This window comes from Pseudomaricurvus albidus (genome assembly GCF_018863235.1).
Classification (GTDB): domain Bacteria; phylum Pseudomonadota; class Gammaproteobacteria; order Pseudomonadales; family Cellvibrionaceae; genus Pseudomaricurvus; species Pseudomaricurvus albidus.
In genome coordinates, this window is the sequence record NZ_JAHKRS010000005.1 from 272,920 (window position 1) to 287,848 (window position 14,929).

The 14,929-nt window shown below is 51.5% G+C and carries 15 protein-coding genes; 13 read left to right on the top strand and 2 right to left on the bottom strand.

From position 1 onward, the window contains the following. Window positions 1-226: 226 nt before the first annotated feature. From KOI40_RS10755 to KOI40_RS10790, 8 genes are all read left to right on the top strand, one after another. Window positions 227-730 (top strand): PaaI family thioesterase, encoded by a 504-nt coding sequence (locus tag KOI40_RS10755; protein ID WP_216097510.1) that lies wholly within the window; start codon window positions 227-229, stop codon window positions 728-730. Next, on the top strand, window positions 727-1,155 hold the full coding sequence (locus KOI40_RS10760; protein WP_216097511.1) for a PaaI family thioesterase: 429 nt from the start codon (window positions 727-729) through the stop codon (window positions 1,153-1,155). The genes KOI40_RS10755 and KOI40_RS10760 overlap by 4 nt, the downstream gene beginning before the upstream one ends. 150 nt (window positions 1,156-1,305) lie before the next feature. After that, entirely contained in the window at window positions 1,306-3,207 is a 1,902-nt protein-coding gene (gene htpG / locus KOI40_RS10765) for a molecular chaperone HtpG (protein WP_216097512.1), read from the top strand. Between the two features lie 284 nt (window positions 3,208-3,491). Then, window positions 3,492-4,511, top strand: coding sequence for an NAD(P)H-dependent glycerol-3-phosphate dehydrogenase (locus KOI40_RS10770; protein ID WP_216097513.1), 1,020 nt, complete (start codon window positions 3,492-3,494; stop codon window positions 4,509-4,511). Between the two features lie 48 nt (window positions 4,512-4,559). Next, the gene (locus KOI40_RS10775) at window positions 4,560-4,826 is read left to right on the top strand and encodes a DUF4389 domain-containing protein (RefSeq protein WP_216097514.1); all 267 of its coding nucleotides are present in this window, start codon (window positions 4,560-4,562) and stop codon (window positions 4,824-4,826) included. A gap of 111 nt (window positions 4,827-4,937) precedes the next feature. After that, window positions 4,938-5,402, top strand: a complete 465-nt coding sequence (gene sixA / locus KOI40_RS10780) for a phosphohistidine phosphatase SixA (protein ID WP_216097515.1) — start codon at window positions 4,938-4,940, stop codon at window positions 5,400-5,402. A gap of 34 nt (window positions 5,403-5,436) precedes the next feature. Then, on the top strand, window positions 5,437-6,312 hold the full coding sequence (locus tag KOI40_RS10785; protein ID WP_216097516.1) for an alpha/beta hydrolase: 876 nt from the start codon (window positions 5,437-5,439) through the stop codon (window positions 6,310-6,312). Between the two features lie 107 nt (window positions 6,313-6,419). Further along, the gene (locus KOI40_RS10790; protein ID WP_216097517.1) at window positions 6,420-7,304 is read left to right on the top strand and encodes a DUF4892 domain-containing protein; all 885 of its coding nucleotides are present in this window, start codon (window positions 6,420-6,422) and stop codon (window positions 7,302-7,304) included. Between the two features lie 58 nt (window positions 7,305-7,362). Here the strand turns inward: KOI40_RS10790 and folE are convergent, their stop codons facing one another. Beyond that, the gene (gene folE, locus KOI40_RS10795; RefSeq protein WP_304504211.1) at window positions 7,363-7,902 is read right to left on the bottom strand and encodes a GTP cyclohydrolase I FolE; all 540 of its coding nucleotides are present in this window, start codon (window positions 7,900-7,902) and stop codon (window positions 7,363-7,365) included. Between the two features lie 291 nt (window positions 7,903-8,193). Here folE and KOI40_RS10800 point away from each other — a divergent pair, with 291 nt between their 5' ends. From KOI40_RS10800 to KOI40_RS10815, 4 genes are all read left to right on the top strand, one after another. Continuing rightward, a complete protein-coding gene (locus KOI40_RS10800; protein ID WP_216097519.1) occupies window positions 8,194-8,955 on the top strand; it encodes a sulfite exporter TauE/SafE family protein in 762 nt (253 codons plus the stop codon). A gap of 57 nt (window positions 8,956-9,012) precedes the next feature. Beyond that, window positions 9,013-9,930, top strand: a complete 918-nt coding sequence (gene prmB, locus KOI40_RS10805) for a 50S ribosomal protein L3 N(5)-glutamine methyltransferase (RefSeq protein ID WP_233710187.1) — start codon at window positions 9,013-9,015, stop codon at window positions 9,928-9,930. A gap of 111 nt (window positions 9,931-10,041) precedes the next feature. Then, entirely contained in the window at window positions 10,042-11,157 is a 1,116-nt protein-coding gene (aroC, locus tag KOI40_RS10810; protein WP_216097520.1) for a chorismate synthase, read from the top strand. A gap of 19 nt (window positions 11,158-11,176) precedes the next feature. Then, complete coding sequence (locus KOI40_RS10815; RefSeq protein ID WP_216097521.1) at window positions 11,177-12,352, top strand: MFS transporter; 1,176 nt, start codon at window positions 11,177-11,179, stop codon at window positions 12,350-12,352. Window positions 12,353-12,433: 81 nt separating this feature from the next. On the opposite strand, the gene KOI40_RS10820 is transcribed toward KOI40_RS10815, so the two are convergent. Then, entirely contained in the window at window positions 12,434-13,294 is an 861-nt protein-coding gene (locus tag KOI40_RS10820) for a LysR family transcriptional regulator (protein ID WP_216097522.1), read from the bottom strand. A gap of 196 nt (window positions 13,295-13,490) precedes the next feature. On the opposite strand from KOI40_RS10820, the gene leuC reads away from it, so the two are divergent. After that, window positions 13,491-14,921: a 3-isopropylmalate dehydratase large subunit gene (leuC, locus tag KOI40_RS10825; RefSeq protein ID WP_216097523.1), complete on the top strand. Its 1,431-nt coding sequence runs from the start codon at window positions 13,491-13,493 to the stop codon at window positions 14,919-14,921. Window positions 14,922-14,929: the final 8 nt, after the last annotated feature.

The following is a 14,929-nucleotide window of genomic DNA, read 5'->3' on the forward strand; positions in this document are numbered from 1 at the left end:
AAGCGTCCTTGTCTATAGATTAAAACGTCATAAAAAGTAGATTAGCACAGGCCGAACTGGTTCGGGCATTTTTAAGCTTCGACTTCTGGCTCGGAAGGTTGAATTCTGAACAGCAGGGCGAAACCGTTACAAGGCAAGGCATATTTGGCCACTGTTGACCAAGTCATTTGGTCTATAATAGCCGGTCTTGCCAGAAGGTAATGAGTATAACAAGTTGGATTAAGCGATGGCTGTAGATTTGGATGAAGTTCGCAAGATGTGCGAATTGCTGATGGTCGCCAATCAGGGGGACCATTTCCATGCCTTGGGTATCAAGGTAACTGATATCCAGAGGGGGAGTGTCACTATGGAACTCGGATACTCTGACGATATTGTTGGTAACCCGGAGACCGGTGTCATCCATGGTGGTGTGATTACTGCCTTGCTGGACAGTTGTTGTGGATTTTCTGCCAGTACGGTTCTGGAAGAGTTGGCGTTGACGCCAACCATTGATTTGAGGATAGATCACTTGGGGCCGGCAGAGCCACACAAGCCCATATATGCCGTGGGTGAAGTTTACCGGTTGTCACGCTATGTCATTTTTACCCGTGCGGTTGCTCATCAGGGCGATAAGAACCGGCCCGTGGCTCAGGCAGTGGGTAATTTTTCGCGAATGGAGAAGGGGACTTTCAGCGAGTTCAGAGACGCAATGTTGGCCGCGTATGACAAGTTGATAGGAGGTAAATCATGAGCCGTATTGCCGAGCTGGTCCACCGCGCCCAGGAGAGTGGCGACTGGTCCGAGTGCATTGAGGCCATCCCGTACGCCAGATTAATTGGTATCAAATTGGGGTCGGAAGCCGGTGAATTCTGCCTGCCTCCCAAAGCCAGTAATATTGGAAACCCCACCTTGCCCGCACTTCACGGCGGGGCTTTGGGCGGTTTTATGGAGATGTCGGCGATATTGCATTTGATGATGTCGATGGAGGTTTTGAAAGTCCCGAAAGTCGTGGATTTCAGCATTGATTATCTGAGACCCGGCCACTACAAGGACACTTACGCCCGATGCGAAATTGTTCGTTTTGGGCGAAAGCTGGTCAATGTGGGCATAGATTGCTGGCAAGACGATGCCGAAAACCTGGTGGCCCGAGCCAGAGCACAATTTTTGATCGAATAAGCCGCGTTAACGAGCCAATGGGCTGATTCTCAGCCTGTTGGCTTATCTGTGTGTATTGTTCTCATCCCCCTTGAAATTCTCTAACCGACCCCCATCTCTGCTGTCATATCAATCAATTCCCAAACACAGACGTTCAGGAGCCTTTGAAAAATGACTGTGGAAGCGCAAAAAGAAACTCGCGGTTTTCAGACCGAAGCGAAGCAATTACTGCACTTGATGATTCATTCTCTTTATTCCAATAAAGAGATTTTCCTGCGGGAACTGGTGTCCAATGCTTCGGACGCTGCGGATAAACTGCGTTTTAAAGCACTCACCGATGACAGCCTGTATGAAGATGATTCAGAGCTGGCCATTCGCATCGACTTCGACAAAGACGCGAAAACCCTCACCATCAGCGATAACGGCATCGGGATGACCCGCGATGACGTGATTGAGCATTTGGGGACCATTGCCAAGTCCGGTACCGCACAGTTTCTGGAAAACCTGTCTGGCGATGAGAAGAAAGACTCTCAGTTGATTGGTCAGTTTGGTGTAGGTTTCTACTCTGCATTCATCGTTGCCGATCGAGTGGAAGTCTTTACCCGTCGTGCCGGTACTCCGGCTGCTGAAGGGGTGCACTGGGAGTGTACCGGTGAAGCTGAATTTACCGTTGAAACTATTGAAAAAGCATCCCGTGGTACGACCATTGTCTTGCACCTGAAGAAAGATGCTGAAGAGTTCGCTGACGGTTGGCGTTTGCGTTCCATCATCAAAAAATACTCTGATCATATTTCCCTGCCTGTCATCATGAAAAAAGACGCCGTGGGAGAGGAAGAAGAAAAGAAAGAGCCTGAAGAAGAAACCATCAACAGTGCCACTGCTCTCTGGACACGTTCCCGTTCCGACATCAGCGATGACGAGTACAAAGAGTTTTACAAGCATGTTTCTCATGACTTCCAGGATCCGTTGAACTGGAGTCATAACCGGGTTGAGGGCAAACTCGATTACACCAGCCTGTTGTATATTCCGGCAAAAGCACCTTATGATCTCTACAATCGTGAAGCGTCGCGCGGTTTGAAACTCTATGTTCAGCGTACCTTTATCATGGATGACGCCGAGCAGTTTCTGCCGATGTATCTGCGATTCATTAAAGGGGTTGTGGATTCCAATGATCTGTCTTTGAACGTGTCTCGTGAGATCCTGCAGAAGGATCCCAACATTGATGCCATGCGCAGTGCACTGACCAAGCGTGTGCTGGACATGTTGTCAAAAATGGCGAAAAACAAGCCAGAAGACTACGCTACTTTCTGGAGCGCGTTTGGTGATGTTCTGAAAGAAGGTCCTGCAGAAGACTTCACAAACCGGGAGAAGATTGCTTCCCTGTTGCGTTTCTCTACCACGCATACCGATAAAGCCGAGCAGGATCAGTCTCTGGATCAGTACATCGAACGCATGAAAGAGGGACAGGACAAAATCTACTACGTGGCTGCTGAAAACTTCAACACCGCCAAGAACAGTCCGCACCTGGAAGCTCTGCGTAAAAAGAATATCGAAGTCCTGTTGCTGTCCGACCGCGTTGATGAGTGGCTCATGGGCCACTTGATGGAGTACAAAGAGAAGCATTTCCAGGATGTGGGTAAAGGTCAGCTGGATCTCGGTGAGCTGGATACCGAAGAGGATAAAAAGGCACAGGAAGAGAGTGCCAAACAGCACGAAGATCTGGTTAAACGCGTCAAGGATGTGCTGGAAAGCCGTGTTGAAGACGTGCGTGTGACCAATCGTCTGACCGGATCACCTGCCTGTCTGGTGGTTGGTGAGCATGATATGGGCGCCCAAATGCGTCGCCTGCTGGAGCAGGCTGGTCAGGCAGTACCCGATTCCAAGCCAATCTTTGAAATCAATCCTGAGCATCCGCTGGTGGATAAGCTGGATCATGAGTCCGATGAAGATCGTTTTGCTGATCTGGCGAATATCCTGTTTGATCAGGCCTCTCTGGCAGAGGGTGGGACTTTGGAAGACCCCGCTGCTTACGTGGCTAAACTGAACAAGTTGCTGCTGGAATTGAGCAATTGATCCAATACCCCTGAGGTGCTGCCTTCCGGTAAGCTCGCTCAGGTCAATACGGCGCCATACTGGCGCCGTATTTTCTTTAGTTTGACACTTTGGGATTTGGCGCCTGCGCTTAATCTTTGTGTAATACATACTTGCTTCCCTATAATAACGCTATGGGCGGCAGCATCCGGGATGGAGGCTTCTCCACCATTTATTCTTTTCATTGCACATTTTTAACGATTGACGATTTTTAAGCTCATTCGTTGCAGGTAAAACGTGCGTCACACAATCGGGCAGAATCATTAATGTCGAACGAATTAACCATTGCGGTGTTGGGCGGTGGCAGCTTTGGCACGGCGATCGCAAACATTATTGCGGTCAATGGCCACCACACTTATCTTTGGATGCGTGATGCTGAGCGTGCAGCACGGAGTCAGGCCTCCCGCGAAAACCCCGAGTATTTGCCGGGTTATGTGCTGGATGACAACATCACCATGACCGCCGATCTGGAGCTGGCGGTTTCCAAAAGTGATGTGGTTTTTATTTCTGTACCCAGCTCCTCGTTTCGAGATGTCACCCGTCAGGTGGCTCCCTTTCTCAAACCTGATGCTATTGTCATCAGTACGACCAAGGGGATTGAATCGGAAAACTTCACTTTAATGAGTCAGATTCTGGAGCAGGAACTGAGTCAGGTGCGTATTGGAGTGCTGAGTGGTCCCAACTTCGCCAAAGAAATCGTCCAGCAACAGCAAACAGGATCTGTGATCGCCAGTGATGATGACTCGGTCATCAAGTGTATTCAGGACATTCTTTGCTCACCGTCATTCAGGGTGTATGCCAATAAGGATCGCTACGGCGTCGAGCTGGGCGGGGCGTTGAAAAATATCTACGCAATTGTTTCCGGTCTGGCGGTGGCTGTGGGTTCCGGAAAAAATACCCAGGCGATGTTGCTGACACGCAGTCTGGCAGAGATGGGACGTTTTGCTCACGAATTGGGCGCAGACCCCATGACTTTCCTGGGATTGGCCGGTGTGGGTGATCTGATTCTGACCTGTACTTCGGATTTGAGTCGCAACTACCGCATTGGTGAGGCTCTGGGGCAGGGCAAAACTCTCGAACAGGCTGTCAAAGAGATTGGTCAGGTGGCCGAGGGTGTCAACACCGTGCGGATCGTTAAGCACAAAGCGGACGAGTTGGGTGTCTATATGCCGCTGGTGAGTGGTATGTATGATATTTTATTTGAACAGCGCCCGCTGGCCGAAGTGGCTAAAGGTCTGATGATGGGCGAACAGAACAGCGATGTGGAGTACTCCGGCAAAAGCTGAATCTGTTCACAAAACTCTTTTGGGAAGGGTAGTTATATGGACGAAAAAATGAAGTCAAATCTGTTGTCCAGTACACACTGGCTACGTCTGGTCTTTATGGTGTTGTTTGCTGTGATTTTACAGGTGGCAGCTGCTGTTATGTGGGTTGTGGTGATTCTGCAATTTCTGTTTTCCCTGTTTACCGGACAGAATAACGACAACCTCAGAGAGTTTGGCCATTCGTTGTCGGTGTTTATTTATCAGACCTGGCAGTTCCTGAGTTACAACAGCGAAGAAAAACCTTACCCGTTTCAGGATTGGCCAGACTCAAAATAACGGACACGGTTCCGGGATTACACCTTGTCAGTCGTTTTGATTTGGCTTCTTTCGTCGAACAAGCCAAATCAACAATTACATTGAACACCACAAAGAAAGCTGGAGTTGGGCATGCAAGCTTTTATTCTGCGGCACGGCGAAGCGCAGCTGTTTGCCGACAGTGACCCGGAGAGAGCCCTGACCTCCGTGGGCTATCAGCAAACACTGGACATCCTGTCCGAATCTCAAGCGGACCTGGCTTCCGTTACCCGAATTGTCGCCAGCCCCTATGTGCGTGCGCAGCAGACGGCTTCTTTGGCTTCAAAGTTGTTGTCTTTGCCGGTTGAAACTTCAGATCTGCTGGTTCCTGAAGGGCGTCCCTCGGAAATTTCCCAAATGCTGGACTCCATGAGTCAGGAAGTTCCTCTGCTTGTTAGCCATCAGCCGTTGGTCGGTGATCTGGTTAACTGGTTGTGCGGTTTGTCTCCCGGGCGGCATGTCATGGGCACCAGCGCACTGGCCTACGTGGAATCTGAAGTTGTTGCCGGAGCTTGTGGTACTCTTTGCTGGCTTAGACAGCCCGGCATGTCTCAGTGACGGGCCTTTCCGAAATCAATGGTTTGCTTATTTCATGACCTCTAACTCACTGGATTCCGCTTCCAATCAACCATTACAGCCGTCTCAGCTCAACATTCATGCACAGGGTATGACCTTTGCCGCTCAGGCCTGGGGTGACCCGGCCTGTCCGCCGGTTCTGGCCTTGCATGGCTGGCTCGATAACAGTGCGAGCTTCTATCGTTTGTCGCCGCTGTTGAGCAATCACTATGTGGTTGCCCTGGATACTGCGGGACATGGTCTCAGTGATCACCGTCGCCATCAGGAGCCGTATAACATCTGGCAGGATGTGGGTGAGGTGTTTGCCATTGCCGATGAATTGGGGTGGGAGCAGTTTGCCCTGCTGGGGCATTCCCGGGGAGCCATCATAAGTACCTTGTGTGCGGGTACCTTTCCCGAGCGCATAACCCATCTGGGGCTGCTGGATGGCTTTATGCCACAGCCTGTTCCTCCGGAGAAAGCACCAGAGCAGCTGGCGAAATCCATCATTGAGAATCGCCAGGTCAAGACCCACAGCGTCTACAAGGATCGCCAGTTGATGGTGCGTGCCAGAATGGTTGGTCTTTGGGCGCTATCGTCGGAAGCCGCAGGGGCTCTGGTTGAGCGAGGTTCCAAAGCGGTTGAGGGGGGCTACTGCTGGCGAAGCGATCCCCGTCTGACTACCGCATCCGCACTGAAATTGTCTCCAGAGCAGGTGGCTGCGTTCGTGAATCGAGTACAGGCACCGGCCAAGCTGTTATTGGCCGAAGAGGGATTGTTGAGTCGTTTCGAGGATGCTCTGGCTGTGCCTGAGAGCTGGTCCATAGAAAGGTTGCCCGGAAATCATCACTTTCACATGGAGGAGCAGGTCGAGGACATATCAGGGATACTCAACCGATTCCTGGGTTGCTAGACTGTAGTTAACAACTATCTGTCAACAGCTATCAGTTAACAGTTATCCGCAATCAACGACGATCGGTATTGAATGCACACAACAACAAGAAATACAGAAGATTACGAATGCCTATGAAATTTCTGCCTTTGCTCAGTATTACGCTTTTATGCATTTTTTGGGGGGCGAGTGTTTCTGCATTTTCTCTGGCTCGGTTTGAACCCGCTTCCGTCATGTTTGAGAGTCAGGCTGAGGTTAACGATTACATCCTGACTCTGGGGACTTTGAAAAAAGTGGATGGCCGTTGGCGTGCCGAGCGAGAGCAGCGCCTGAGCGGCAAGTTGAGCCGGCTGACGCAGGAGTTGGACGAAAGCCAGTCCGAGAAGGATGCGTTCGAATTCTATCGGGATCAGGCGTTAAAAATGGGCGCGCAGGAGCTGTTTCTCTGCGAATCCCGTCGCTGTGGCAGTAGTGGTACCTGGGCTAATCAGCGCTTTGGTATCAAGCAGCTGTATGGTCTGGATCAGTACCAGCACTATTCAGCAATGGCCCTTAATCTCAAAGATGGCAAGCAGGCTTATATTGCGCTCTACGCGGTTAGGCGCGGTACTGGCCGCAGCTATGTGCAGGTCGATATATTAACAACCTCAAACCGTATCAATCTGTTCAGCAGTTCAGAAGTGGTGACTGAGCGTTTGCGGGGCGGACATGAATTCAGGTTGCCTGAATTGACCGATGGCAAGCTGGAGCCAGAACAGCTGGACGCGGTGGTTAAAGCGCTGCGGAGTCAACGCAGCTGGCACATTGCTATCGTGGGATTGGACGCTTCCGCTGGCACCCTAGAGCAACAGCGTGAGCGCTCTCTGGCGGCTGCTCAGAGCATTCTTCAGCAATTGGTGGATGCCGGGGTCTCAGAAGACAGTTTGCAGGCCTATGGTCTGGGGAGTCTGGTTCCCAATTCCATTCCCGATGGTCGCGAGACGGGCGTCAATTTGGTCAAGATAGTGAAGTGAACGGGGAGAACAAGGCTCGCAGATGGTTGGAGCCTTGTCAGTTCGCTGCAGTTGTGAATCAGCGGATTAAGGAGAGGAATTCGGTGCGGGTGGCTGCATCTTCCCGGAAGCATCCCAGCATTGACGAAGTCTTCATCGATGAGTTCTGTTTTTCGACCCCGCGCATCATCATGCACATATGCTTCGCTTCAATAATGACGCCGACACCAGCGGCTTCAGTCACGTCCTGAATGGTTTCTGCAATTTGAACCGTCAATTGTTCCTGAATCTGCAGGCGGCGGGCAAACATGTCCACGATACGGGCAATTTTAGAAAGTCCTACCACTTTACCTGTGGGAATGTAGCCGACGTGCGCCTTGCCAATAAACGGCAGCATGTGGTGTTCACACATGGAATACAGCTCGATGTCTTTCACAATGATCATCTCGCTGGAGTCTGACGGGAACAGAGCTCCATTGACCACTTCATCAATAGACTGCTGATAGCCCTGGGTCAGAAACTTCATGGCCTTGGCTGCGCGTTTTGGGGTGTCCTGTAAACCGGGGCGATTGAGGTCTTCGCCTATGGCACGGATGATGTTGGCGTATTGCTCTTTCATCAGGGATTCCTCAAGGGATCTTTTGTTCATAAATACCCTTTATCGCCATTTATTTCCGTTAGCTGTTGCCGGCAGGCGGGTAAGGGGTGTGATCGCTCTGGCGAGCCTTGTGGGGGCTGTACCCTACGTGAAGCCTATGCGGCGGTAAAGTTTTTTTTCATTTTGATTGGCGCGCCATATTTGTCTCTTATTGGCCATCTTTCCTGTCCATTGGGTGTTTACTGGTGATTTTAGGAAAAAAGGGTAGACTGTGCCGCATTTTGCGGTGGATCGTGTGGTGTGGAGCAGGTTATGTTTGAATTGACACCGGGCTTTATTGCGTTGTTGCTGGGAACGGGCCTGATCGCCGGAGTGATCAATACTCTGGCTGGTGGAGGCTCCAATCTGACATTGCCAGCCTTAATGATGATGGGGTTGCCTGCTGATGTCGCCAATGCGACCAATCGCGTGGGAGTTTTTTGTCAGTGCGTGGTGGGACTCAAGGGCTTTGACAAGCATGGCAAGCTTGAGAGGACCGATCTTAAGGGAATTTTGATTCCCACACTGCTTGGCGGCTTGCTGGGCGGCCTGTCAGCGTCGTTTTTGCCTGTATCCCTGCTGAAACCGGTTCTTTTAGGGACTATGGTGATCATGGCGTTATTGATTCTGTTGAAACCGTCTACGGTGATGCCGGGTCCCGACGAGCTTGCTGGACAGGTAAAAGGGAATCCCAAGGCCTGGATTGCACTGTTGCTGGCTGGCTTTTACGGAGGCTTTGTTCAAGCCGGTGTGGGTTTTGTCCTGATCGCCGCGCTGGCTGGTGTTCTGCGCTATGATCTGGTTCGAGCCAATGCGTTAAAGCTCCTGTGTTCTGCGGCTTTTACTGCCGTGGCTCTGGCCGTGTTTATCTGGCAGGGGCAGGTTGCGTGGATTCCCGGTTTGATTCTGGCGGTTGGCACCATGACGGGGGCCAAACTGGGGGTCGGGATGGCCCTGAACGTGAGTCAGAAGACGCTGAAGTGGTTTTTGTTTGTGATGACGCTGTGTGCCAGTGCGGCTGCGCTGTATTTTTAAACGTTGGCTGAGCGCAAGCTCTCAGACTTTAATTGAAATTTTTCTGAGGTTGTCCCCTTGATTGAAAAACGTGAATCACCTATTCAGGAATTACTGTCAATTCGCGATTATCTGCGCTGGGCGACCAGTCGTTTTAATGCCGCCGGTCTGTTTTTCGGCCACGGGACCGACAACGCCTGGGACGAAGCTGTGCAGCTGATTATGCCCAGCCTGCACCTGCCGTGGGACAGTCCTCCTCATCTGTTGCATGCCCGTTTGACGCTGGCGGAGCGACGTCATTTGATTGATCTGATTGAACGACGCATAGAGGAGCGGGTGCCGGCAGCCTATTTAACGGGCAAAGCCTGGTTTGCAGGGTTGGAATTTAATGTCGACGAGCGTGTGTTGGTGCCCCGTTCTCCCTTGGCGGAAACCATCGCTCAGGGGTTTGAACCCTGGTTGGCCACCTACCCAACGCGTATTCTCGATTTGTGTACTGGCAGTGGCTGTATTGGTATTGCCTGTGCGGATACCTTCACGGACGCGGAAGTCGTGTTGAGTGATATTTCTACTGATGCGATTGAAGTGGCTCGCTCCAATATTCAGTTGCATCGCCTGGAAGATCAGGTGGCGGCAGTAGAGTCCGATCTGTTTGAGAATTTGCAGGGACAAGTGTTTGATCTGATCGTCACCAATCCGCCTTATGTCAATGCGGAAGATCTGGCGGCAATGCCTGCCGAATTTCAGGCAGAGCCCGAAATTGCCCTTGGTAGCGGTGATGACGGCCTGGACTTTACCCGTCGATTGTTGAAGGAGGCGCGCAGTCATCTGTCGGATGAGGGGGTGCTGGTGGTAGAGGTGGGCAATAGCTGGCCCACCCTGGAGGCTGAATTTCCCTCAGTGCCTTTCACCTGGTTGGATTTTGAGCAGGGTGGACACGGTATTTTTGTCCTGACCGCGGCCCAGCTGGATCAGCATCAGGCCGATTTCCAGTGATTCTGGATGCCTGCTTGTCCAGAGTGAGCAGGCTTTAGAGAAAGTGCGTATAATCCGTCTTCTGCTCCACAAGCAGCCCATATAATGTAATCAGCAATTAACGAGTTTGATATGTCCGGTAATACCTTTGGCAAGCTATTCACAGTGACCACCTTTGGCGAGAGCCACGGCCTGGCTTTGGGCTGCATTGTTGATGGTTGCCCTCCGGGCCTGTCACTGACAGAAGAAGACTTGCAGCATGATCTGGACCGCCGCAAGCCGGGCCAGTCCCGCTATACCACCCAGCGACGTGAAGCGGATCAGGTGAAAATTCTGTCCGGCGTGTTTGAGGGCAAAACCACTGGCACACCGATTGGTCTGTTGATCGAAAATACCGATCAGCGATCCAAGGATTATTCCAATATCAAAGATCAGTACCGTCCGGCTCACGCAGATTATCCTTACATGCAGAAATACGGCGTACGCGACTATCGCGGTGGTGGCCGTTCATCCGCTCGTGAGACCGCCATGCGAGTGGCCGCTGGTGCGATTGCGAAAAAGTACCTGAAAGAATTCCACGGGATCGAAGTTCAGGGTTACCTGTCGCAGCTGGGCCCGATTAAAATCGAAACGGTCGATTGGAACGAGGTCCATAACAATCCGTTCTTCTGTCCGGATGCCAGCAAAGTGGCTGAAATGGAAGAATACATGCAGGCTCTGAATAAAGAAGGCAACTCCATTGGTGCCAAGATTTCAGTCACTGCTACTGGCATGCCTCCTGGTCTGGGTGAGCCCATCTTTGATCGTCTGGATGCGGATCTCGCTCACGCTCTGATGAGCATCAATGCTGTCAAGGGTGTTGAGATCGGTGCGGGTTTTGATTGTGTCGAGCAGAAGGGAACCGAGCATCGTGATGAAATCACTCCGGAAGGCTTCCTGTCGAATCAGGCTGGCGGTGTGTTGGGGGGTATTTCCACAGGCCAGGACTTGGTCGCCAGTCTGGCTCTGAAACCAACCTCAAGTCTGCATCTGCCTGGCCGTAGTGTGAATGTACACGGTGAGCCCGTTGAAGTGGTTACTAAAGGCCGTCACGATCCCTGTGTTGGTATTCGTGCTACTCCAATTGCCGAAGCCATGATGGCATTGGTTATTATGGATCACTTGCTCCGTCATCGAGGGCAGAACGGTGGTGTTGAACACAATATCCCGGTGATACCTTCCGCCGCTCCAGGAAGCGATTCCCAGTAAACCTACTTGTCTCTTATACGTGTCTCTGAAAGGGATATCAGGCCGGAAGATTCCCTATTGGCGTCTCTCCGGCTTTTACTTTTTCTATTTTGCTCTCCTGGGCACCATGGTGCCTTTCTTGGGGCTGTATCTTCAGTCCCTTGAATATTCTCCGGCTGAGATAGGCCAGGTTTTTGCCGTTATGATGGCCACCCGAATTGTTGCGCCCAACATTTGGGGGTGGCTGGCCGATCGTAGCGGGCGCAGACTCTTCATTATTCGTTTGGGTTCACTGCTCGCTTGCATCAGTTTTTCTTTCTTGTTGTGGATGAACGGCTTTTGGTGGGTTGTGCTCATCATTGCGGCCTACAGCTTTTTCTGGAATGCCGTGCTTGCCCAGTTTGAAGTGGTGACACTCAACTTCCTCGACGGGATGACGCATTATTACGGGCGTATCAGGTTGTGGGGGTCGGTCGGTTTTATTGTCGCCGTGGTGGTGTTGGGATATGTGTTCGACAAATTGTCGGTGTTGTATATGCCCATTGCCGCCTTGGCCATGTTGTTTTTCATGTGGGTCAGCTCGTTAAGTATTAAAGAGCAGATAACAACACACACCGAGCATCACCTTGAAGAGGGCTTCTGGCAGGTTTGTTTCTCAAAGCCGGTTTTGTCTTTTCTGCTGGCTTCTTTTTTGTTGCAGGTCAGTTTTGGAAGTTATTACACATTTTACAGTGTGTACCTTGAAAGCCTGGCGTACAGCCGCACCTCGATTGGTTTACTGTGGGGCCTGGGGGTAGTCGCTGAGGTGGTCGTGTTCTGGTATATGCACCACATTATGAATCATTTTAGCCTGCGACAGATCATGTTGTTGACCCTCTTTGCGACGGTGATACGCTGGTGGATTATAGGATGTTACCCTTATTTAGGTGCCTTGATTTTTGCCCAGTTGCTCCATGCCTTTGCTTTCGGTACAGCTCACGCGGTTTCCATTGAATTAATACGACGTTTTTTTCAAGGTGGAAACCAGGGGCAGGGGCAAGCGCTTTACAGCTCAGTCAGTTTTGGGGCTGGTGGTGCAGCGGGGGCTTTACTCAGTGGATGGATTTGGACCGTAAGTCCGGTTGCATCATTTGCGCTTAGTACATTGTTTGCAGCATTGGCTTTTGCTCTGGTGTTTTGGGGGGTGAGAGGGGAGCTGGTTGATAAGCTAAAGTAGTGAATGTAAAGACCGCTTTTACTGTTTGTGGCATGGCATGGCGTGGTGTGTCGTGCCAGGTTTTCTTCTGTTCATCTCTCTTCACTGTAAGGCTTTCAGAAATGCACTGGCGGCGTTGCTTAACGTTCTGTTTTTGTGGTGAATGCAGCCCAGTTGGCGAGTCAAAGACATTTGTTCCACGACTACCGGATGTAGCTGATCATCTATCATGGTGTTCGGCAGTGCGCTCCAGCCCAGTCCAATCGACACCATCATTTTGATAGTTTCCAGATAGTTGGTCGGCATGCTGATTCTGAGTTCGCAATGGTTGCGTTCGAAAATTTGTTTTACAAGCTGGGTGGTTTGGGTTGTCGGGTCGGGCAGGATGGCCGGGTATTGGCTCAGCTGAGTCAAATCTGGTGCAGTTGTGGATGCCAGCGGGTGATCCGGAGCCACGACGAATGACAAAGGGTCCTCCCAAAGTGGCACGGCCTCTATATTTGGTGGTTGCTCTGAAGAGAGGGTAATGATGGCCAGTTCAATATCCCCCCGGCTTACCGCTGCGTAGGCCTTTTCAGAATCCATAAAGTCCAGTTCCAGCGACACCTGCGGGTAGCGTTGGGTATAGGACTTAAGAAATTGTGGCAGGTAATGCAGGCCAATGTGGTGACTGGTTGCCAGTTTAAGGGTGCCGCTTATGCTTCCAGACAGGTTGGATAGGGCCAGTTCGGTATCGCTGACATCCTGTAATATTTTTTCAGCCTTGGGGTAAAGGGCGCGTCCGGCTTCGGTCAGGGCGATTTTTCTGCCGATACGGTCAAACAGCCGGCAATTCAATTGTTGTTCCAGCGCCGAAATGCGCTTGCTGATCGCTGGTTGGGTTAAATGCAGGCGTTCAGCGGCATCGGTGAAGGATTCCAGATTGGCAACGGTAATAAAGGCTTTCAGGTGTTGAGTGTCCATGGCTCCATTAAATTGCATTCCTAAAAGGAATGCAATTTATAAAAAAGATGAATTTGTCTTATTTGAGGCGGGTCAGTAAACTGGCTTTCGTAAAAAATGAATTCGAGACCTGACGTGCGGCGCTGGGCTGCGCCCTGAAGCAGGTCCAATACAATTGTTCCAAAACAACCGTTGATAAGTACAAGTGAGGTTTCCAATGGCGGGTAAAACCCTCTACGACAAGCTTTGGGATGCCCATCTCGTAAAAGAGCGAGATGACGGCTCGGCGTTGATTTATATCGATCGTCACATTATTCACGAAGTGACCACGCCTCAGGCGTTTGAGGGGTTACGTCTGGCCGGTCGTAAGCCCTGGCGTGTAGACAGCATTCTGGCAACGCCGGATCACAATGTTCCGACTACCGCTGTTGAGCGTGCTTCTGGTGTTGAGGGAATTGAGGATCCAGTCTCCCGTATTCAGGTGCAGACTCTGGACGACAACTGCGATGAGTTTGGCATTGTTGAGTTTAAAATCAACGACGACCGCCAGGGGATCGTACACGTAATCGGACCTGAAAGCGGTGCCTGCCTGCCGGGTATGACCATTGTCTGTGGTGATTCGCACACTGCTACCAACGGGGCCTTGGGTGCATTGGCTCACGGTATCGGAACCTCAGAGGTTGAACACGTTATGGCGACCCAGTGTCTGGTCGCCAAGAAAATGAAGAACCTGTTGATCAAGGTTGATGGTGAATTGGCTCCCGGTGTTACGCCCAAAGATGTGGTGTTGGCTATCATCGCAAAAATTGGTACAGCCGGCGGAACTGGCTATGCCATGGAATTTGGCGGTCAGGTGTTCCGTGACATGTCCATGGAGGGTCGCATGACGGTCTGTAACATGGCTATTGAAGCGGGTGCCCGTGCGGGCATGGTGGCTGTTGATGATACGACCATCGATTATGTCAAAGGCCGTACTTACGCACCGAACGAAGCTCAGTGGGAAGAGGCCGTGGCCAACTGGAAAGAGCTGGTCAGTGATGCCGACGCAGAGTTCGATAAGGTTGTTGAAATCGATGGTGCGAGCATCATGCCGCAGGTGAGCTGGGGTACCTCTCCAGAGATGGTGCTGCCAGTGGATGCCAGTGTGCCAGATCCGGCCCAGGAAGCAGACCCTGTGAAGAAGTCAGGTATCGAGCGCGCACTTCAGTACATGGGATTAACAGCGGGTCAGAAGATTACTGATATCTCTGTGGATCGTGTATTTATCGGCTCGTGCACTAACTCCCGTATCGAGGACATTCGCGCCGCAGCGGAAGTTGCCAAAGGTCGCCAGGTGGCCAGTTCCGTTATTCAGGCGATGGTGGTTCCCGGTTCTGGTCAGGTGAAGGCTCAGGCCGAAGCCGAAGGTCTGGATAAAATTCTGGTGGAGGCGGGTTTTGAATGGCGTGAGCCGGGCTGTTCCATGTGTCTGGCCATGAATGCTGACAAGCTGGGCAATGGCGAGCACTGCGCGTCTACCTCAAACCGTAACTTTGAAGGTCGTCAGGGGTACGGTGGTCGTACGCACTTGGTGAGCCCTGCAATGGCCGCTGCAGCAGCTGTAGCCGGTCACTTTATCGATGTCCGTGATCTCACGGCTCAGGCATAAGGAGCAAA